General features: G+C 61.8%; 21 protein-coding genes. 5 read left to right on the top strand and 16 right to left on the bottom strand.

Features of this window, described 5'->3' with window-relative positions:
• The 3 genes from AC1DX4_RS05960 to AC1DX4_RS05970 form a co-directional block, all read right to left on the bottom strand.
• The gene (locus tag AC1DX4_RS05960) at positions 1–519 is read right to left on the bottom strand and encodes a PaaI family thioesterase (protein ID WP_477219441.1); all 519 of its coding nucleotides are present in this window, start codon (positions 517–519) and stop codon (positions 1–3) included.
• Entirely contained in the window at positions 516–1,292 is a 777-nt protein-coding gene (gene recO, locus AC1DX4_RS05965) for a DNA repair protein RecO (RefSeq protein WP_477219442.1), read from the bottom strand. The genes AC1DX4_RS05960 and recO overlap by 4 nt, the downstream gene beginning before the upstream one ends.
• Positions 1,293–1,424: 132 nt before the next feature.
• The gene (locus AC1DX4_RS05970) at positions 1,425–2,582 is read right to left on the bottom strand and encodes a porin (RefSeq protein WP_477219443.1); all 1,158 of its coding nucleotides are present in this window, start codon (positions 2,580–2,582) and stop codon (positions 1,425–1,427) included.
• A gap of 804 nt (positions 2,583–3,386) precedes the next feature.
• Here AC1DX4_RS05970 and AC1DX4_RS05975 point away from each other — a divergent pair.
• Both AC1DX4_RS05975 and AC1DX4_RS05980 read left to right on the top strand, forming a co-directional pair.
• Positions 3,387–4,190 carry a CPBP family intramembrane glutamic endopeptidase gene (locus AC1DX4_RS05975; protein ID WP_477219444.1) on the top strand — a complete coding sequence of 268 codons (804 nt, stop codon included), beginning with the start codon at positions 3,387–3,389 and terminating at the stop codon, positions 4,188–4,190.
• Between the two features lie 134 nt (positions 4,191–4,324).
• Positions 4,325–5,830 carry a winged helix-turn-helix domain-containing tetratricopeptide repeat protein gene (locus AC1DX4_RS05980; protein WP_477219445.1) on the top strand — a complete coding sequence of 502 codons (1,506 nt, stop codon included), beginning with the start codon at positions 4,325–4,327 and terminating at the stop codon, positions 5,828–5,830.
• 11 nt (positions 5,831–5,841) lie between these two features.
• On the opposite strand, the gene AC1DX4_RS05985 is transcribed toward AC1DX4_RS05980, so the two are convergent.
• The 10 genes from AC1DX4_RS05985 to rpoZ all read right to left on the bottom strand — a co-directional run bounded on the left by AC1DX4_RS05985 (position 5,842) and on the right by rpoZ (position 14,283).
• A complete protein-coding gene (locus AC1DX4_RS05985; RefSeq protein ID WP_477219446.1) occupies positions 5,842–6,732 on the bottom strand; it encodes an aminoglycoside phosphotransferase family protein in 891 nt (296 codons plus the stop codon).
• Positions 6,733–7,665, bottom strand: a complete 933-nt coding sequence (gene era / locus AC1DX4_RS05990) for a GTPase Era (protein ID WP_477219447.1) — start codon at positions 7,663–7,665, stop codon at positions 6,733–6,735. It abuts the gene before it with no gap.
• The gene (gene rnc / locus AC1DX4_RS05995; protein WP_477219448.1) at positions 7,650–8,363 is read right to left on the bottom strand and encodes a ribonuclease III; all 714 of its coding nucleotides are present in this window, start codon (positions 8,361–8,363) and stop codon (positions 7,650–7,652) included. The genes era and rnc overlap by 16 nt, the downstream gene beginning before the upstream one ends.
• A gap of 2 nt (positions 8,364–8,365) precedes the next feature.
• On the bottom strand, positions 8,366–9,115 hold the full coding sequence (gene lepB, locus AC1DX4_RS06000) for a signal peptidase I (RefSeq protein ID WP_477219449.1): 750 nt from the start codon (positions 9,113–9,115) through the stop codon (positions 8,366–8,368).
• Between the two features lie 78 nt (positions 9,116–9,193).
• Positions 9,194–9,607, bottom strand: coding sequence for a holo-ACP synthase (gene acpS / locus AC1DX4_RS06005; RefSeq protein WP_027045284.1), 414 nt, complete (start codon positions 9,605–9,607; stop codon positions 9,194–9,196).
• Positions 9,604–10,203, bottom strand: coding sequence for a DUF2062 domain-containing protein (locus tag AC1DX4_RS06010; RefSeq protein WP_477219450.1), 600 nt, complete (start codon positions 10,201–10,203; stop codon positions 9,604–9,606). The genes acpS and AC1DX4_RS06010 overlap by 4 nt, the downstream gene beginning before the upstream one ends.
• A gap of 261 nt (positions 10,204–10,464) precedes the next feature.
• Positions 10,465–10,845 (bottom strand): VOC family protein, encoded by a 381-nt coding sequence (locus AC1DX4_RS06015; RefSeq protein WP_477219779.1) that lies wholly within the window; start codon positions 10,843–10,845, stop codon positions 10,465–10,467.
• Positions 10,846–10,915: 70 nt separating this feature from the next.
• Positions 10,916–11,494: an orotate phosphoribosyltransferase gene (gene pyrE / locus AC1DX4_RS06020; RefSeq protein WP_477219451.1), complete on the bottom strand. Its 579-nt coding sequence runs from the start codon at positions 11,492–11,494 to the stop codon at positions 10,916–10,918.
• A 30-nt stretch (positions 11,495–11,524) separates the two neighbouring features.
• Entirely contained in the window at positions 11,525–13,753 is a 2,229-nt protein-coding gene (locus AC1DX4_RS06025; protein WP_477219452.1) for a RelA/SpoT family protein, read from the bottom strand.
• Between the two features lie 128 nt (positions 13,754–13,881).
• Positions 13,882–14,283, bottom strand: a complete 402-nt coding sequence (rpoZ, locus tag AC1DX4_RS06030; RefSeq protein ID WP_013896382.1) for a DNA-directed RNA polymerase subunit omega — start codon at positions 14,281–14,283, stop codon at positions 13,882–13,884.
• Positions 14,284–14,609: 326 nt separating this feature from the next.
• Here rpoZ and AC1DX4_RS06035 point away from each other — a divergent pair, with 326 nt between their 5' ends.
• Both AC1DX4_RS06035 and AC1DX4_RS06040 read left to right on the top strand, forming a co-directional pair.
• Positions 14,610–15,191 (top strand): LabA-like NYN domain-containing protein, encoded by a 582-nt coding sequence (locus AC1DX4_RS06035; protein ID WP_172230683.1) that lies wholly within the window; start codon positions 14,610–14,612, stop codon positions 15,189–15,191.
• Positions 15,192–15,202: 11 nt separating this feature from the next.
• Positions 15,203–15,859, top strand: a complete 657-nt coding sequence (locus tag AC1DX4_RS06040) for a uracil-DNA glycosylase (protein ID WP_477219453.1) — start codon at positions 15,203–15,205, stop codon at positions 15,857–15,859.
• A gap of 7 nt (positions 15,860–15,866) precedes the next feature.
• Here the strand turns inward: AC1DX4_RS06040 and AC1DX4_RS06045 are convergent, their stop codons facing one another.
• Positions 15,867–16,880: a zinc-binding alcohol dehydrogenase family protein gene (locus AC1DX4_RS06045; protein ID WP_477219454.1), complete on the bottom strand. Its 1,014-nt coding sequence runs from the start codon at positions 16,878–16,880 to the stop codon at positions 15,867–15,869.
• Between the two features lie 110 nt (positions 16,881–16,990).
• On the opposite strand from AC1DX4_RS06045, the gene AC1DX4_RS06050 reads away from it, so the two are divergent.
• Positions 16,991–17,353, top strand: coding sequence for a winged helix-turn-helix transcriptional regulator (locus AC1DX4_RS06050; RefSeq protein ID WP_027045275.1), 363 nt, complete (start codon positions 16,991–16,993; stop codon positions 17,351–17,353).
• Between the two features lie 144 nt (positions 17,354–17,497).
• Here AC1DX4_RS06050 and AC1DX4_RS06055 read toward each other — a convergent pair whose 3' ends face one another.
• Positions 17,498–18,208, bottom strand: a complete 711-nt coding sequence (locus AC1DX4_RS06055) for a glycoside hydrolase family 25 protein (RefSeq protein WP_477219455.1) — start codon at positions 18,206–18,208, stop codon at positions 17,498–17,500.
• 64 nt (positions 18,209–18,272) lie between these two features.
• Positions 18,273–18,752, bottom strand: coding sequence for an SsrA-binding protein SmpB (gene smpB, locus AC1DX4_RS06060; RefSeq protein ID WP_224622928.1), 480 nt, complete (start codon positions 18,750–18,752; stop codon positions 18,273–18,275).
• Positions 18,753–18,761: the final 9 nt, after the last annotated feature.

The following is an 18,761-nucleotide window of genomic DNA, read 5'->3' on the forward strand; positions in this document are numbered from 1 at the left end:
TCAACGTGCCGCCAGATTGGCGGCTGGAAATATCGAACATGTCTCGGTGCCGAAAGCCAGCAGCTTGCCACCGGCATCCTTGAGCGTCGCTTCCGAAACGGCAAGCGTGCGGCCTTTGTGGACCACCTTGCCTTCGCAGACCACCTCGCCGGTCCTGGGCGTGATCGGCCGCGTGAGATTCACCTTGAACTCCGCCGTCGTGTAGGCCTCGCCCCTTTCGAGCAGCGTCTGCACGGCGCAAGCCAATGCCGAATCGAGCAGCGTCGCCGCCCAGCCGCCATGTACGCCGCCGAGCGGGTTGAGGTGGCGCTCATTCGGTACGCCACGGAACACCGCTCGACCTTCCGACACTTCGGTCAGCGCGAAGCTGAGCTGGAACGAGATCGGCGGTGCCGGGTACTTGCCGTCGATGATTCGCTGCAACAACTCCAGGCCCGTGTATTTCAGGATGTCGGCGTGCGGAATGGTGCCGAGGCCGAGCGGCGAGACCCGGCCTGGATAAAGCTCGACTTCGCTCATGTGATGATTTCTCTGGCTGCATTTTCTCCGGCAATGGTTTTGCGCGCTGCATGGTGCTTGCGCAGCGCGGCAAGGAAGCCGGCCCGGGCATCGGGCTGTTCGATGGCGCGCGGCTCATAGACGTGGCGGCCAAAGAAGAAGCCGGTGAGCCGGAAGGCGTCCTCGACCGCCGCTGGATCGGCGCGCAGGCCGGAGCCGCGCTGCAAAAAGGCAGGCAGCGCCAGCATCTTGTCGCGCCAAGGCGCGCCGGCTTCTGCCGACACCGCACGGCCCGACTTCGGCGAGACATAGGCAAGGTCCTGCTTTGTGCCGGTGGCGGCGCATTGGCTGAGATCGAGGCCGAAGCCGAGTTCATCGAGAATCAGAAGCTCGAAGCGCGCCACCAGTTCGCCGGCGGCATCGGCATTGTCGAGATGGACGATCATCACGGCGAGCGCCTCGTAGAGGCCGCCATGGGCATCGCGCTCGGGCAGCAGGCGCAGATGCGCGGCCATGGTCTGCAGTCCGTAGACGGCGACGGCGCTGTCCATCAATCGGGCAGCGTTCATCTCGATCGCCTCGACCTGGAAGGTGCCGAGATGCTCGTCGAGCCGCGCCCGCCACAGAAGATCGACGCGATTGCCAGGCTGGAGAACGGGTTGCTGCTTGCGCGAGCGGCCGCCACGGACAAGGCCGAGATGACGGCCATGCGCACGGGTCATCACCTCGAGAATGGCGCTGGTTTCGCCATGCTTGCGGGTGCCGAGAATGATTCCCTCGTCGCGCCATTCCATGCCGGAGCTTTTCACCGATCGGGTGACGAAATCAAGGTATGGGTCCGGCGCCGGGGCCAACGCTCGCAAGAACACATAAAAAACCGCCCGCAGCGATACGCTGCGGGCGGCCTGGTAAGGTCAGTCGATCGATCAGAAGTTGCGCTGGAAGCGAACGATGCCGCCGATGCCGTCCTTCTTGTCGGCCTTGGACCAGTTGCCGTAGACGGAGGGGTTGCCGTAATTGCCGTAGTGATCCCAGTCGACTTCGGTCGTGATCGTGAAGCCCGGGACGATGGTGTAGGCGACGTTCGCCGCGAGAGCGATGTTCTTGTCGTCGTCAGCCGAAGCCTGGACGTTGAACGAGGTCTTGTCGTTGAACTTGTAGGTGCCGCCGCCCCAGACGGCCCAGTTGCCGCCCCATGGCTTGTACTGAGTGCGGCCATGGACGTCGATGTTGTTGTTGGCGTCGTCCTTGGAATTGTCGTCGGTGCCGTAGCCGCCCATGATGAACAGCGACAGTTCCTTGGTGACGTTGACGTCCAGGCGAACCTTGCCGGACACTTCCTCGTAATTGCTGTCATAGGCGACGACGCCGGTGATCGCACCCCAGTCGGCCTTGTACTTCAAGCCGCCGACGACATGCGGAACATAGCTGTCGATCGTGCTGGTGCCAGTGCCTTCTTCGAGCGAGACCACGCCCGTGAAGCCGCTGCCAGCGTCGAAATAATACTGGACGACGTTGGTGTCCTTGATGCCATACGGGATGATCGTGTCCTGGAGGACATTGCCGGCGTAACCGATGAACGCGTCATATGCCGTTTCATCCTTACCGACGCGCAGGCCACCGAGCTGGATCCAGGCGAAGTTCAAGGTGACGGGCTTACTGATTGCCTGCCAGTCAGTGGCGCCGCCAGTATAGTCACCAGACTTGTTACCGTACTGGAAGCGGGTCTCGGTGAAGGTCTTCAACGTGCCGAGCTCGGTTTCCTGACCCGTATAAGTCCTCAGTGCGAAGCGCATGTTCTTGTAGTAGGTGTCGTTGGCGCTGCCGTCCTTGTGATCCGGAACGTTGTTGACGCCATCCAGCGTGCCGGAATCGCCGACGCCGATGTCATAGCGGAGATAGCCGCCGATGCGCAGGCAGGTCTCGGTGCCCGGGATGTAGAAGTAGCCGGCGCCGTAGACGTCGCAGATCTTGACGTATTCGGCCGGTTCCGGCTCGGCGACGACGACCGCGTCCGCGGCGCGAGCGCCTGAAACCGCGATCATTGCCGCGGCTGAGCCGAGAAGTAGGCTCTTGATGTTCATTTTCTGACCTCTCCAGTCAAAGTTAAAAATGGCTTCGGATTTGTGGCTGGCGGATATGTTTTCCCACCTCACCCCCACAACGAAAAAGGCGCGCACCGCGTCCCCTTTTCGCGGCGAACATACCCATCAATCTTCCGCCTTCAATGACGGTTTTTGAAATAACGGCGATTCCACTAACAGATTAATGTTGTGTTGCACAAATAACACGTACAAACAAAGTGAATGGCACAATTGGCACAACGTCATGTATTCAGTATAAATAGAGATAGTTTCTCGGCTAACTATATTTTCTACGCTGTAGATTTCTTCAACGCCGCAAAAAGCGAGATTTTTCGGCTATTTTCAAGCGGAAGGCAGCTCACTTTTTTGCTCCGCCCCTCCTCGGACGACAAACCTGCCGAGATCGCATTTAGACATCGCGACACCAAAGGGGGCTGGAGCCGGTCGGCGGTCAGAATCGATGCCCTAGCGGACCAGCACGGTCGCCATATAGCTATTCCATATGATGTCTCTCCTGTGTGGGCTTGGCCGGACCGCTGCAGGAACCGCTGGGATAGCAACGCAGCTTGGCGGCACCGCCTCTTGCTGTAAGGCGCCGACAAGATCGGGCCATCCTTCGGAAATATCGGAAAAATTTCAGAACCCGCTCGGGATTTTTGGCCGCACAGGCGCCAAAAAGCATGGGTTGGCCGAGGTGGTCGACACGGCCTGCCGAACAATTCGCCTGGCTCGTTTCCAAATGCATGTCGACCGATCGGGCAGTCCGGCGACCTCTCATGGATCTGCCCGCCGAGAGGACCTGACATGACTTTCTTGTTGAGCCTGGTGCGTGGGCACCAGCTGACCGCGTTCTTTTCACTGACGCTTGGCCTGACCTGGCTGCTCTTTGTCCCGTTCTGCCTGTCGAACGGCGACAGCATACCGTGGTTCACCTTCGGGCCGATGGCTTCCGGTTTCATCGTCGCGGCCCTTTCGGGTGGCTGGGGTTCCGTCAAAACCATCCTCGCCTCGATGGTAAAGTGGCGGGTTCACCCGACATGGTACCTGGTGGCGTTCGGCCTGCCGTTCGGAACACAGCTGGCCTCGATCCTGATCAATCCGCTGTTTGGCTCAGGGGGACCGGCCTGGAACAATATTCCGGCGTTGTCCGAAATGCTGCCGATCATTGCACTTTATGCCGTCTTCAGCGGTCCGCTCGGCGAGGAGCCGGGATGGCGCGGTTTTGCGACGCCACGTCTGCTTGCAAATCATTCGGCACTCATTGGCAGCCTGATCCTCGGCGTGGTCTGCGCCATCTGGCACTTCCCGCTCGGCCTCGTCGGCGACCTCAGCCTCTACAGCACAATCAACGTCGTGCTGGCGGGCGTGGTGTTCACCTGGCTCTATCAGAACACCGGCAGTGTGCTTCTCGCCTTCATCATGCATGTCACGCATCAGAACAGCGTGCGCTTTCTCGGCAAGGTGTTCACCGGCGGCGACTATGTGCAGCAGCAATGGATAGGTGTTGCGATTTGGGCGGTCATCGCGATTGCCATCGTCGCTCATTATGGCACCGAAAGCTTCATCCGCCGGCCAAAGCCGCAACTTGCCGTCGCTGGCGCTGTCTAGGCCGCTCGCGATGATCGCGGCGTCCGAAGCCGGGCGCCGCATCCTTTCGCCGGCGGCGCAGATGCGCAAGCCCTTGACCCAGCCCCTCAGCCATAGGCCAATATCGGCACGGCTTTCAGGGAGCGGGCCTTTTGATGGCGGTCTCGGCCACCGACCAGGTGTTTCAATTCGGCGGTTTTACGCTTGATCTGGGCAAAGGCACGCTCAGCCGGGCTGATCAGCCGGCCTTTCTGCGGCCGAAGGCTTATTCGCTGCTCACGCATCTCGCCCGCCACATCGGCCGGGTTGTGCCGAAATCGGAACTCATGGACACGGTCTGGCCGGGTGTTTTCGTCACCGAGGATTCGCTGACGCAGTCGGTGCGCGAAATCCGCAAGGTGCTGGGCGAGGAGTTGGTGCGAACGGTGTCGAAGCGCGGCTACATGCTGGTGCCTGAAACGGAAGCGGCACCCGAACCCGGAGCGCAACCGATCGTGGCGGTGCTTAGGTTCCGCAATGATGGCGCCGATCCCGCTGATGAGGCTATCGTTGACGGTTTTGCCGAAGACATCATCAATGGCCTCGCCCGCTTCGGGACGGTGACAGTATTGGCGCGCAATTCGAGCTTTTCGTTTGCATCCGATACGCCGGCCGAATGGCCAGCCATACGCTCCCGCATCGGCGCAGATTATCTTGTCGAGGGCTCGGTGCGGCGACAGGCGGAGCGCATTTTCACCGCGGTCAATCTCGTCGATGCCGCCAACGCCACCCAGCTCTGGGGCGACCGCTACCAGGCCGAGGATACCGCGCTCTTCGCCATCCAGCAGGACATCGTCGAAGATATTGTCGGCCGGTTGGTAGTACGGGTCAACAATGCCGGACTGCAACGCGCTTCGCGACGGCCGGTGACTAGCTTGGCCGCCTATGAGTTGGTGTTGCGCGGCGTTGCCCTGCTGCGCGATCCGGCCCAAAGCGACCTCAAAGGGGCGGCAGCACTGTTCGAGGCAGCGATCACCAGGGATCCGGCCTACGACCTCGCCCATACTTATCTGGCGCTGTCGCATGTGCTGAACAGCGAATTCGGGCACATCAGCAATGCCGTGCTGGCGAAAGCCCGCGACCTTGCCGAACGGGGCATTGCACTGTCTCCCGACCAGGCTACGGCGCATCGCATCCAATCGCTGGTGCGGCTCAGCATGCGCGATCATGAGGCGGCCGAGCATCATTTGCGAATCGCGCTCGAGCTCAATCCCGGCGATGCCGAATGCATTGAGCAGATGGGGCACCTGCTGACGATGCGCGGCCGGCCTCTCGATGCTCTCACCTGGCTGTCGCGCGCCATCAGGATCGACCCACTCAATCCGCACTGGTATCAATACGACCGATCACTGGCGCTCTACATGCTGGGTGAGTACCGGACGGCCGCCGAAGCGCTGGAACTGGCGACGCGGCCGACGCCATGGATCCGAACACGGCTTGCCGCCTGCTATGCGCAACTCGGCAACATGCAAGCGGCAAGGCGGCAGGCCGCGTTGATCAGCGCCGATGGCTCCGATTTCTCCCCGATCGACTATGCGGCGACAATCGTTCCGTTCGAATACGCCACCGACACGGAACACCTCACCAATGGCGTGTTGCTCGCGCTTGAACAGCAAAGGTAGCCTCGGCTGCATCACGTCATGTGCCGATGATCGGCCAACACATCATCGATCACGTGCCAAGATTTCTCGACCTCGGCCTGATTGTCCGTATGTCCGGCAACGGTGATGAGCGCCTTCCACAGCGCCCAGCCACGTCCGCGTGCCCAGGTCGCATCATCGACGGCTATATCGGCGCGGAAAACCTCCCGGCTCTCGCCCTCGAACAGAGTCCAGGCGATCACCAGGTCGCATGAGGGATCACCGACGCCGGAGGTGCCGAAGTCGATCACGGCGCTCAAGCGGCCGTCCTCGACGAGCAGATTTCCCGAGGCAACATCGCCATGAAACCAGACAGGCGGTCCCTGCCAGGTCGCGGCAAGGGCTGCGTCCCAAACGGCACTCGCTACGCTTGAATCGATGCGGTTGCCGAGTGCGGCGATCGCTTGCCTTGTCTCGCCGTCATAGACGGTCAGCGGTCCGCCCCGAAAGAAATTGTGCTGCCCGGGCGATGGGCCGCCAGTCGGATCGACGCGTTTCAGCGTAACCAGGAACCCGGCCAGGTCCTCGGCGAATTGCGACAGGTTGGCGATGCGCTCTCGCCTCGCGGTCTCGCCTTCGATCCAGCCATAGACGGACCAATGCCAGGGAAAATCCTCGGCCGGAACTCCCATCGCCAGCGGTACGGGAATGGGCAGCGGCAACAGCGGCGCCAACCTCGGCAGCCAGCGATGTTCCTTTTCCACTTGCAGGGAATAGGCGGCAGCGCTTGGCAGCCGTACGGTCATCTCGTCGCCGAGATGAAAGGTCCTGTTGTCCCATCCGCCTGATGCAACCGGCCTGACGGCAAGATCCCGCCACTGGGGGAATTGCGTAGCGACCAACCGGCGGACCAAAACCGTATCGATGGTGAGCTTGCCGTCCATTCAGTGTGGGAATTCGAGACCCATCTCGCGGTAGCGCTCGGGATCATCGCCCCAGTTCTCGCGCACCTTGACGAACAGGAACAGATGCACCTTCTGCTCGAGAATGCCGGCGATCTCCATCCGCGCTGCCTGGCCGATGGCGCGGATGGTCTCGCCCTTGTGGCCAAGCACGATCTTCTTCTGACTGTCGCGCTCGACATAGATGACCTGATCGATACGCACCGAGCCGTCCTGCTTCTCTTCCCATTTCTCAGTTTCGATATGGGAAGAGTAAGGCAGTTCCTGATGCAGTCTGAGATAGAGCTTCTCGCGGGTGATCTCGGCGGCAAGCTGGCGCATCGGCAGGTCGGAAATCTGGTCCTCGGGATAATACCAGGGACCGGCAGGCAGCGTTTCGGCCAGATAGTCGAGAACATCCTTGCAGCCTGAGCCTGTCAGAGCCGAGACCATGAAGGTGCGTTTGAAAGGCACCCGCTCGTTCGCGACGGCCGACAACGCCAAAAGTGCCTCGTGCTTGACCCGGTCGACCTTGTTGAGGATCAGCACCATCGGCTGGCGCACATCCTTCAGTCGTTCGAGGATGGCGTCGGCGTCACCCCTGATGCCCCGCTCGGCATCGATCAGCAAAAGCACGATATCGGCGTCCTTGGCGCCACCCCAGGCGGTGGTGACCATCGCCGTGTCGAGGCGCCGCTTGGGCTTGAAGATGCCCGGCGTGTCGACAAAGACGATCTGCGCATTGTCATGCGTGGCGATGCCACGCACGATGGCGCGGGTCGTCTGCACCTTGTGGGTGACGATCGACACCTTGGCGCCGACCAACTGGTTGACCAGCGTCGACTTGCCGGCATTCGGCGCGCCGATCAGCGCGACGAAGCCGGAATGGGTGGCAGGGGCTTCAGCAGTTTCGATATCCGTCATGCCGCGTTCCATACACCTTCGCGCAGCAGAAGGGCAGCCGCTGCTGCCTGCTCGGCCTCGCGTTTGGAACGGCCACTGCCTGTCGCCGGCTGAAATGCACCAACCTTGACGCTGACGGTGAACAGCGGATCGTGGTCCGGCCCCTCGCGACTGTCGATCTGGTAGGCAGGAACGGCACTCGCCGCCTGATGCGCCCATTCCTGCAATTCGGTCTTGGCGTCACGGCGTGCCGCGCCCGACGCCTGCGAACGCGGCTGCCAGTATTTGTGGATGAAAGCGCTCGCCGCCTCCAGCCCACCATCGAGGTAGAGCACGGCGATCAGCGATTCCAACGCGTCGGCGCGCAGATTGACGCGCTTGCGCCCCTCGAGCCCGCGCACATCCGATCCAGCACGGATCAACTCAGGCAGCCCGATATCCTCGGCGATGTCCGAAAGCGCCTCGGCATTGACCAGCGCATTGAGCCGCAGCGACAATTCGCCTTCCGCCGCATCGGGAAACGCGGCCAGCAGCATGTCGGCAACGACAAGGCCGAGAACCCGGTCGCCGAGAAACTCGAACCGCTCATAGTCGGTGCCGGCATTGGCGCCACGGGCACTGGCATGGGTCAGCGCACGCTGCAGACGTTGGCGGTCGGCAAAGGCATGGCCAGTGCGTTCCACAAGCGCTTCGGCGAGCGCATCGGCGGTCAGGCGTTTCGCCGCTGCCATCCTTAATTGACGAAGTGGAACAGGCGCGACGCACGCATCAGCGACGGCCACTTCCAGATTTCGAGCGGGCTTGCCTTGCCGGCGATCGAGAAGAAAACGAGATTGGCGCGGCCAACCAGGTTCTCGGCAGGAACGTAGCCGACGGTGAACCGGCTGTCGGCGGAATTGTCGCGGTTGTCGCCCATCATGAAATAGTGGCCGGGCGGCACATCGAATTCACGCGTGTTGTCGCCAATCGAATTTGGATTGAGGTCAAGCGTGTCGTAGCTGACGCCGTTGGGCAGAGTTTCCCGGTAGACATCGATCGGCTGAGGCATTTCGGTGATGTCGGGGTTGTCGATCTGTCCGGTCTTTACGCGCGGCACGCCGACGCCATTGATGAACAGCTGGCCGTTCTTCATCTGGATCTTGTCGCCAGGCAAACCGACGACGCGCTTGATGTAATCAACGGACGGGTCCGGCGGGAACTTGAACACCACGACATCGCCGCGCTTGGGCTCGGAGCCCCAGATGCGACCCGAGAAAATGTCAGGGCCGAAAGGCAGCGAATAGCGCGAGTAGCCGTAGGACCATTTGGTGACGAACAGATAGTCGCCTTCCAGAAGCGTCGGCCGCATCGATCCCGACGGGATCGAAAAAGGCTGGAACAACAGCGTGCGGATGACCAGGGCGAGCAAAAGCGCCTGGACGATGACGCTGACGGTTTCGCCAAGCCCGCCGGATTTCTTCTCAGATTTTTCAGCCACGCTCATGTCGTCCTCGATTGTGCGTTGGATGGTATAGAGTCTCGGCGCGCGCTGGGCAACGTCAATGCCGGTCGTCAGATGCAATCAATGTGGCGCTTCTTCGACGGGCAACGCCTCGATGATCACAAAGGCTTGAGCGAGCGGGAAATCATCCGTGATGGTGAGGTGGATCGCCGCCCGATGACCTTTCGGCAGGATTTTTTGCAGTCGTACCAGTGCACCGCCGGTCAGTGCCATGGTTGGCGCGCCGCTGGGCAGGTTGACGACGCCCATGTCGCGCCAGAAGACACCTTGCGCCAGACCGGTACCGAGCGCCTTGGCGCAAGCCTCCTTGGCGGCGAAGCGCTTGGCGTAGGAGGCGGCACGGGCACGGCGGTTCTCCGAACGCGCCTGTTCGACCTCGGTGTAGATCCTCTGGACGAAGCGCTGACCGTGACGCTCCAGCGACTTCTCGATGCGCCTGATATCGATCAGGTCGCTGCCGATACCGATGATCATTGTGCGGCGGAACCGACGCTTCCGCCGGGATGGGACGATTGCGCGTGGCGATGCGCGCGCTCCGCAAGGCGCTTGCGCCGCTGCTCGCGAAAAGCGTTCATGCCCCAGCGCGTGATGCCGTAAAATAACAGGCCGAAGACCAGCCCGAGCGGAATCGCGCCGATCAGCATCGGCTCAAGCACGGGCTTCCACAATTGTGCGAAGGAAAGCTTGTGCAGCATTTCGCCCAGATGTGCCGGCGGCCCATGTGCAGGCAGGCGATCGTGCAGGATCAGCTTGCCGGTTTCCCAGGATGCGCCCCACAGAATAGGAAAAGTCAGCGGATTGCCGAAGAAAACAGCGCCTAGAGCGGCCGCCACCAGATTGCCGGCGATCACCCAGCACAGGACGAAGGCAATGACGAAATGGAAACCGACGGGAAAGAACGAGGCGAAGACACCGGCCGCAACACCGGCGGCAACCGCGTGCGGGGTGGCCTTCAGCCGCAGGATGCGCTTGGACAAGTACTGAAGCGAGCGCGAAAATGAGCGGCGCGGCCAAAGGTAGGTACGCACCCGTTCGAGAAGTCCATCAGGCTTGCGGCGTCGAAAAAGCACTCTGTTCCCGTTCCACAACTCTCGCGCCGGCAGTTTCCGCCGGGTGTGAGATACATCATCTTGCGCTTAACGATCGCCCGATGGCAATCACAACGTTGATATAGCGACGCGCTGGCGCAAGAACAACCGAACACCGTCTGTGCGGCGCGTGCTTGTTGCCGCCCCTTCGGGCCAAGCATTCTTCGGATCGAACATTGGACAATCGCGGCGAATTTATGGAAACGGCAGCCGCTTAGCCGAAAGGCCCGGCCTTGCTGGCGGCTAAGACCGGTACTCGCTGACCTCGACCAGATTGCCGTCCGGGTCGCGGAAATAGACCGACATCATCGGACCTCGCGCGCCGACGCGTTCAACCGGGCCAAGTTCCACCACCACGCCATTCGCCTCGATATGAGCGCGGATTTCGTCGAGCGGCCGTTCGGTGATCAGGCAGAAATCGCCCGAACCTGGTGTCGGCGACTTCGCCTTGGGCTCGAAAGTATGGCGGACTTCGTGGACATTGATCTTCTGGCTGCCAAAAGCCAGCGCTGTCGGCCGGCCCGGCGTATCGATGCGCTCAAAGCCCAGCACGCGCTGATAAAAGCCGCAGGTCGCGTCGAGCGATGCCACCGTCAACACGAAATGATCGATGCCGACGATCATCGCGACCAATTTGCTTTCATGCATGTCGTCACTCCCAAAACCGCTGCACACTTTTGGGCGACATGCCTGGTCAAATGTTGCGGCTGCCGGGCTTGATCGGCGGTAGCGCGGCAAGCTCCGGCGGCAGCCGGTCCGGCGGATAGGCCGGGACCTCGTATTCGGCGAGCGCGATCAATGGCACGCCGACATGGGTCTTGCCGGCCGAACGGTCGATGATGCAGGCGGCGGCCACCACCTCGGCGCCAAGCTCGCGCAGGCATTCGATCGTCTCGCGGATAGACAGGCCTGTGGTGACGATATCCTCGACGATGACGACGCGCGCACCCCTGGCGATCTCGAAGCGGCGCAGGCGGAACTCGCCCCCTTCCCGCTCGACCCAGATCGCCGGCACGCCGAGATGGCGCGAGGTTTCGTAGGCCGGGATCAGGCCGCCGATCGCCGGGCCGACGACATAGTCGATCTTGCCAGGCACCGCTGCCCGGATCTTCTCAGCCAGCGCCTTGCACAGACGCTCGGTCTTGTCGGCGTGCATGAACACCCGTGCCTTCTGCAGGAAGACCGGGCTGCGCAGGCCCGACGTCAGGATGAAATGCCCCTCCAGAACAGCACCCGCCTCGCGGAAAATGCCCAGCACTTCATCGGTCTTCATCTGCGCCTATCCCCTCATAGATCAGCTGCGTCAGCCATTCACACGACGTGCGTCGCTGACGCTCGAATTGTCCTTGAGCTGCGACAGCAGCCGGTTGAGATGCTTCAGATCCCAGACTTCGAGATCGATCAGCATTTCGGTGAAGTCAGGTGCGGTGCGCACCATCGACAGCGTATGGATGTTGGCGTCGTTGGACGCAACGACCTGGGCGATATCGGCAAGCGATCCCGGCGCATTGATGGCGGTGACCGAGACACGCGCGGGAAACCGTTCCTTGGTGCGTTCGTCAATGTCCCAGCGCACGTCGATCCAGCGTTCCGGCTGGTCGTCGAAGGCCTGCAGCGCCGGCGACTGGATCGGATAGATGGTGATGCCGGTGCCCGGCTGGACGATGCCGACGATGCGGTCGCCGGGCACAGCACCCTCCGGCGCGAAGCGCACCGGCAGGTCGCCGCGCACGCCGCGGATCGGCACGGCACCGTCGCGCGGCTGGTCCTTGTCCTTGCGCGCGGCGCGGCCCGGGATCTGGAACAGCATGCCTGCGGCGTTGCGGATCTTCGACCAGCCCTCCTCGCGCTGCTTGGGTGCGGCCTGCGTGACGCGCTCGTCTTTGTAGTCGGGGAAGACCGCCTTCATGACGTCTGTGGAAGCAAGTTCGCCACGGCCGACGGACGCCAGCACATCCTCGATGTCCTTGCGCGCCAGCCGGTGCAGCACCGGCTTCAGGTTTTCCTTGGTGAAGGTCTTGCCGGCCCGCTCAAAGGCGCGCTCCAGAATGCGGGCGCCGAGGCCGGAATATTGCTTGCGGATGGCATTCTTGGTGGCGCGGCGGATGGCGGCGCGCGCCTTGCCGGTGACGACGACCGATTCCCAGGCGGCCGGGGGCACTTGCGCCTTGGAGCGGATGATCTCGACCTCGTCGCCATTCTTCAGTTCCGTCATCAGCGGCATGATGCGGCCATTGACCTTGGCGCCGACGCAGGTGTCGCCGACATCGGTGTGTACGGCGTAGGCGAAGTCGATGGGCGTCGCGCCGCGCGGCAGCGCGATCAGCAGACCCTTCGGCGTGAAGCAGAACACCTGGTCCTGGAACAGTTCCAGCTTGGTGTTTTCGAGGAAATCCTCGGGATTGTCGCCTTCGGCGAGCTGCTCGATGGTGCGCCGCAGCCAGGCATAGGCGTTGGTCTCCTTCGAGATCGCATGGCCGGCGCCGTTCGTCTTGCCGCCGGTGTCCTTGTAGATCGAGTGCGCCGCGACGCCGTATTCGGCGATCTTGTTCATCTCGCGGGTGCGTATCTGCAACTCTACGCGCTGGCGCGACGGCCCGACGATGGTGGTGTGGATCGAACGGTAGTCGTTCTGCTTCGGCGTCGAGATATAATCCTTGAAGCGGCCGGGCACCATCGACCACGCCGTGTGGATGGCGCCGAGCGCGCGATAACAGTCTTCGACGCTGTCGACGACGACGCGGAAGCCGAAGATGTCGGACAGCTGCTCGAAGGAAAGCGCCTTGGCCTCCATCTTGCGGAACACCGACCAGGGCTTCTTCTGCCGGCTCTTCACGCCGGCGTTGATGGCATGCTTTTCAAACAGCGCCGACAGCGCCTTTTCAATGTCGGTCAGCACGTCCTTGTTGCGCTCGAATATCTCGGCAAGCCGCGCGGTGACGGCACGATAGGCTTCCGGATTGATGAACCGGAAGGCGATCTCTTCCAGCTCCTCGCGCATGCCTTGCATGCCCATGCGCCCGGCCAGCGGCGCATAGATGTCCATCGTCTCCTCGGCAATGCGCAGGCGTTTGGCCTCGGGCATGTGGTCGAGGGTGCGCATATTGTGCAAACGGTCGGCGAGCTTGACCAGCAGCACGCGGACATCTTCCGAGATCGCCAGCAGCAGCTTGCGCAGGTTTTCCGCCTGCTCGGCCTTCTTGGAGACAAGGTCGAGCTTCTTCAGCTTGGTCAGGCCCTCGACCAGCTTGCCCATTTCGGGGCCGAACAGATCGTCGATCTCGGCCCGTGTCGCCGTGGTGTCCTCGATGGTGTCGTGCAGCAAAGCGACGGCGATCGTCGCCTCGTCCATGTGCATTTCGGTGAGGATGGCGGCGACTTCGAGCGGATGCGAGAAATACGGGTCGCCGGAAGCGCGCTTCTGGTGGCCATGCTTCTGCATGGCATAGACATAGGCCTTGTTGAGCAACGCCTCGTTGACGTCAGGCTTGTAGCGCTGGACGCGCTCGACAAGCTCATACTGACGCATCATGGGCGGAATCTCTCAGCGATGAAATGAATCATGCGCCGCACTGCTGTACGGCGCATGTCATAGATAGCCACGAAACTGCCGAGACGGAAGTGCCGCTGGATTGTTCCAGGCGCTTCCGGAGCGTTGTCTTAGTAGTCGTCGCTCTTTTCCGGCGGCACCAGACCCTCGATGCCGGCGAGCAGGTCTTCCTCGGTCATCCGATCGAACGTGACATTCTCCTCGGCGTCATCGGTGTCGGCGGCAGCAACGGCGCCGCCGGTCTGATCGGCGATCACCTCGCCATCGGCTTCGGGCTCGTCGACCTCGACATGCTTCTGCAGCGAATGGATCAGATCTTCCTTGAGATCGTCGGGCGACAATGTCTCGTCTGCGATCTCGCGCAAGGCGATGACCGGGTTCTTGTCGTTGTCGCGAGGAACGGTGATCTGCGCGCCCTGGCTGATCTGGCGAGCACGGTGGCCAGCCAAAAGCACCAGCTCGAAGCGGTTGTCGACCTTGTCGATGCAATCTTCAACGGTTACGCGGGCCATGGACTGCCCCTTTCATGCCTGGATTTGATGGAAAACAGGCGCGGTCCATAACCCGAACGCCGCCAAAATACAAGCATCATGCCAAAGTCGGCGCTGCAGGACACTCAATCGCGTGGTCAAACACCCGATTGAAGCAGAACGCCGTTGTGTCCATGGCGTTCGACGCCGCGATCACAATTGCTTGCATTGCCCCATCACGCCTTGGATTGCCGCCAAACTGGCGTTATCTCGGATGGACAAGGTCAGCCGGTTTATTATGAGCCAGACCGATAGTCGCTACCGCATTTCGTTTAGACGGCCGCATTTTTCGAAAAGGAATATTTTCCATGTTCGACCCTCGTGAAAAAATCGCGCTGTTCATCGACGGCGCCAATCTCTACGCCACGTCGCGGGCGCTCGGCTTCGACATCGACTATCGCAAGCTGCTGTCGAGTTTCCAGAAGCGCGGCTATCTCTTGCGCGCCTATTATTACACGGCGCTGGTCGAGGATCAGGAATACTCCTCGATCCGCCCCCTGATCGACTGGCTCGACTATAACGGCTTCAAGGTGGTGACCAAGCCGGCCAAGGAATTCACCGACTCGACCGGCCGCCGCAAGATCAAGGGCAATATGGACATCGAACTCACCGTCGATGCGCTGGAACTCGCCGATGTCGTCGACCACTATGTCATCTTCTCCGGCGATGGCGACTTCCGCACGCTGGTCGAGGCGCTGCAGCGGCGTGGCCGCAAGGTGTCGATCGTCTCGACCATGGCCTCGCAGCCGCCGATGATCTCGGACGATCTGCGCCGCCAGGCCGACCATTTCATCGACCTGACGACGCTGAAGAGCGAAGTCGGCCGCGATCCCTCCGAACGGCCCGTTCGGCGGCCCGAACCGGCTGAAGTCGACGAGGACGACTACTGAGGCCGGTCGCCTTGACCACCCTTTCCGCTTCCGAACCGAACCGCGACTGCCCGCTCTGCCCGCGGCTGCATGATTTCATTGCCGAGTGGCGGCAGCGCGAGCCGTCCTGGTTCAATGCGCCGGTGCCGACTTTTTTGCCACTCGAGGGCGATGAAGCCGTTGAGCTTCTGATCGTCGGACTGGCGCCCGGCCTGCGTGGTGCCAACCGCACCGGGCGTCCCTTCACCGGCGACTATGCCGGCGATCTGCTCTATTCCACGATGATTTCGCACGGGTTCGCGCGCGGGGAGTTCAAGGCGCGGCCCGATGACGGGCTGGAGCTTGTCGGTACGGCGATCACCAATGCTGTCCGCTGCGTACCGCCGGAAAACAAGCCGGTCGGCGCCGAAATCTCCACCTGCCGCACATTCCTTGTGCCGACGATCGCCCGGTTCCCAAACCTGCGCGCTGTGCTGGCGCTGGGGTCGATAGCGCACCAGTCGACGGTGCGGGCACTGGGCGGGCGTGTCGCCGCCTACCCGTTCAAGCATGGCGGGCAATTGCCGGCCGGCGGCATCACGCTGTTTTCGAGCTACCACTGCTCGCGCTACAACACCAACACTGGCGTCTTGACGGAAGCCATGTTCGTCAAAGTGTTCAGCGAGATCGCGACGTTCCTGCGGAAGTAGCCATTCTTCAGAACCCCTCCAGCACGATCTTGCCCTTGGTCTTGCCGGTCTCGATCAGCGCATGGGCGCGCTTCAGATTAGCGGCATTGATAGGACCGAAGGTTTCACCCAACGTGGTGCGGAGGGTGCCTTGATCGACAAGGCGTGACAGCTCGTTCAGATGCTCACCCTGGGCTGCCATGTCCTGCGTCTCGAACAGCGAGCGGGTGAACATCAGTTCCCAATGCACAGAAACGCTCTTGCGCTTGAACGGATTGATATCGAGCGTCTGGGGGTCGTCGATCAAACCGAACCGGCCCTGCGGTGCGATCAATTCTGCGATCTCGGCGAGGTGCCGGTCGGTGTTGGTTGTCGAGAACACGAAGGCTGGCGCGCCGATGCCGAGGGCTGCGACTTCTGCAGCCAACGGCTTGGAATGATCGATGACGTGATGGGCGCCAAGATCAAGCACCCAGTCGCGTGTCTCTGGCCTCGATGCAGTGGCGATCACCGTCAGATCGGTCAGTTGGCGCGCAAGCTGGACCGCAATCGAGCCGACGCCACCGGCGCCGCCGATGATCACGATGGCATTCGCAGCGCCCACGACATGCTTCTTCACGTCAAGGCGATCGAACAGCGCCTCAAAGGCGGTGATCGCCGTCAGTGGCAGCGCCGCCGCCTGCGCATAGTCGAGCGAGCCGGGCTTGCGGCCGACGAGGCGCTCGTCGACAAGGTGGAACTCGGCATTGGTGCCTTGCGGCGCGAGCGCACCGGAATAGAAGACGTCGTCGCCAGGCTTGAACAGGCTGGCATCCGGACCGGTCGCCGCGACCCGACCGGCGGCGTCCCAACCAAGCACCCGCCAGCTTCCGGCTTCGGGTTTGGCATTTCGCCGTATCTTGGTGTCGACCGGATTGACCGAAATTGCCTTCACCTCGACCAGCAGTTGACGGCCTTTCGGCTCCGGCTTGGGCAGGTCGATATCGACGAGAGAGGCCTCATCGGTGATGGGGGCTGGGATTTGATAGCCGACGGCGCGCATTCTGGTCTCCGCGATTGCTGTTGAGCGTTGTGTCGGGCAGAGATGCGAATTATGTGCGTAAAGCGCAAGAATGCACATATAAAGCACATAGTGTCGAAAAGGATACCGTCATGCCGCGCATCCGCCATGAGCGATTCGATTGCAGCCCAGGCTGCACCGTGGAGGGAACGCTCCGCTATATCGACGGAAAGTGGAAAGGCGTCGTGCTCTACCATCTGTTCGAGGGCACGCTGCGCTTCAACGAGATCCGCCGGCGCATTCCCAACTGCACGCAGCGCATGCTGACCAACCAGCTGCGAGAACTGGAAGCCGATGGGCTGATTGCCCGCAAGATCTATCCGGAAGTGCCGCCGAAGGTGGAATACAGCCTGACGCCGCGCGGCAGAAGCCTGGAACCGGTGATCACCGCCCTGAAGGTGTGGGGCGATGCGAATGTGACGCTGGCGCCCCAGGTTTCGCAGGCAGCGGCTTGAAGCGGCGGCGGCAGGAGTTGGCTGGGTTGACACCGGCAGCAGGGTGTCCGGCAGAACCCGGATCGTCAATATTTGCAACGGCATAGCCCGACTTGTGAAGAAACAGATTCGGACGTTCACCCCGATCGAATCGGCCTGAAGACCTCAATTCGCCGGCGCGAGCAGAGACGCCAATCTGTCCTGCCCGCCCTGCAGGACGTTCAGATCGACATCACCCGCGATACCGTCGACGCGCCCCCTGTTGTGATACTGCCAATAGACCCAGTCGTGGCGATCCGGCTCCAACAGCAAGGAGCGAAGCCAGAGCGGGCGGGTGGCGATCTGGCCGGCATAGGCGGCCTCGGCCTCATCGGTCAGATAGACGATTGCCGTCTTGCCGAATGCCGCCTCGACGGGTCCGAGGAAAGCCTGGAGTTCGGCATTCAACTGTTCGGGCGACGGACGCTGCGGACAATTGCCGCCGAACTCGATGTCGACGACCGGCGGCAGCAAGGGCTGATCGTGCGGCACGACCGAGATGAAATTCTTCGCCTGGTCGGCGCCCGGCCGGCAGAAGGTGAAGAAATGATAGGCGCCGACGGCGAGGCCAGCCGCACGCGCCTCACGCAGATTCTTGGCAAAGGCGCGATCGACATGATCGCCGCCCTCGGTCGCCTTGATGATGGTGAAGGCGACATCGTCGGCGGCAACACGCCGCCAGTCGATCTCGCCCTGATGATGGGAGACGTCGATGCCTCTGACCGGATATCTGCCACGGTCGGGAGAATAGGTGTGGAAGTAAACAAAGCCACCAGCCACGGCCAGCGCTGCGAAAACCAGACTCGCTGTCCCCCAAAGGACCAACCGTTTTTTCAAATCAGCAGCCCCATGCAGTCAGCCGGCTAGCTGCACTGTCATTGCCAAGAATGGCAACTTGGTGTCACCCACGCTCCTTGAGCAGCCGGCCCTTCTCGCGCGACCAGTCGCGCTGCTTCTCGGTCTCGCGCTTGTCGTGCAATTTCTTGCCGCGGCCGACAGCGAGCAGCAGCTTGGCACGGCCCTGGTCGTTGAAATAGATTTTTAGCGGCACCAGCGTCATGCCTTCACGGTCGACGCTTTGCGACAGTTTCGCCATCTCGCGCTTGTTGAGCAGGAGTTTGCGGCGCCGCCTGGGCTCGTGGTTGAAGCGGTTGGCCTGCAGATATTCCGGCAGATAGGAGTTGATCAGCCAGATCTCGCCACCCTCCACCGAGGCGTAGCTGTCCTGGATGTTGGCCTGGCCCTGGCGCAGCGACTTGACCTCGGTGCCGGTCAGCACCAGGCCGGCCTCGACCGTGTCGAGCACCTCATAGGAAAACCGCGCCTTGCGGTTTTCCGCAACGGTCTTGTTGTTGGGATCGGCTTTTCTGACTTGATTCATGATGTGGAG

The organism is Mesorhizobium sp. P3_A8, from assembly GCF_056402995.1.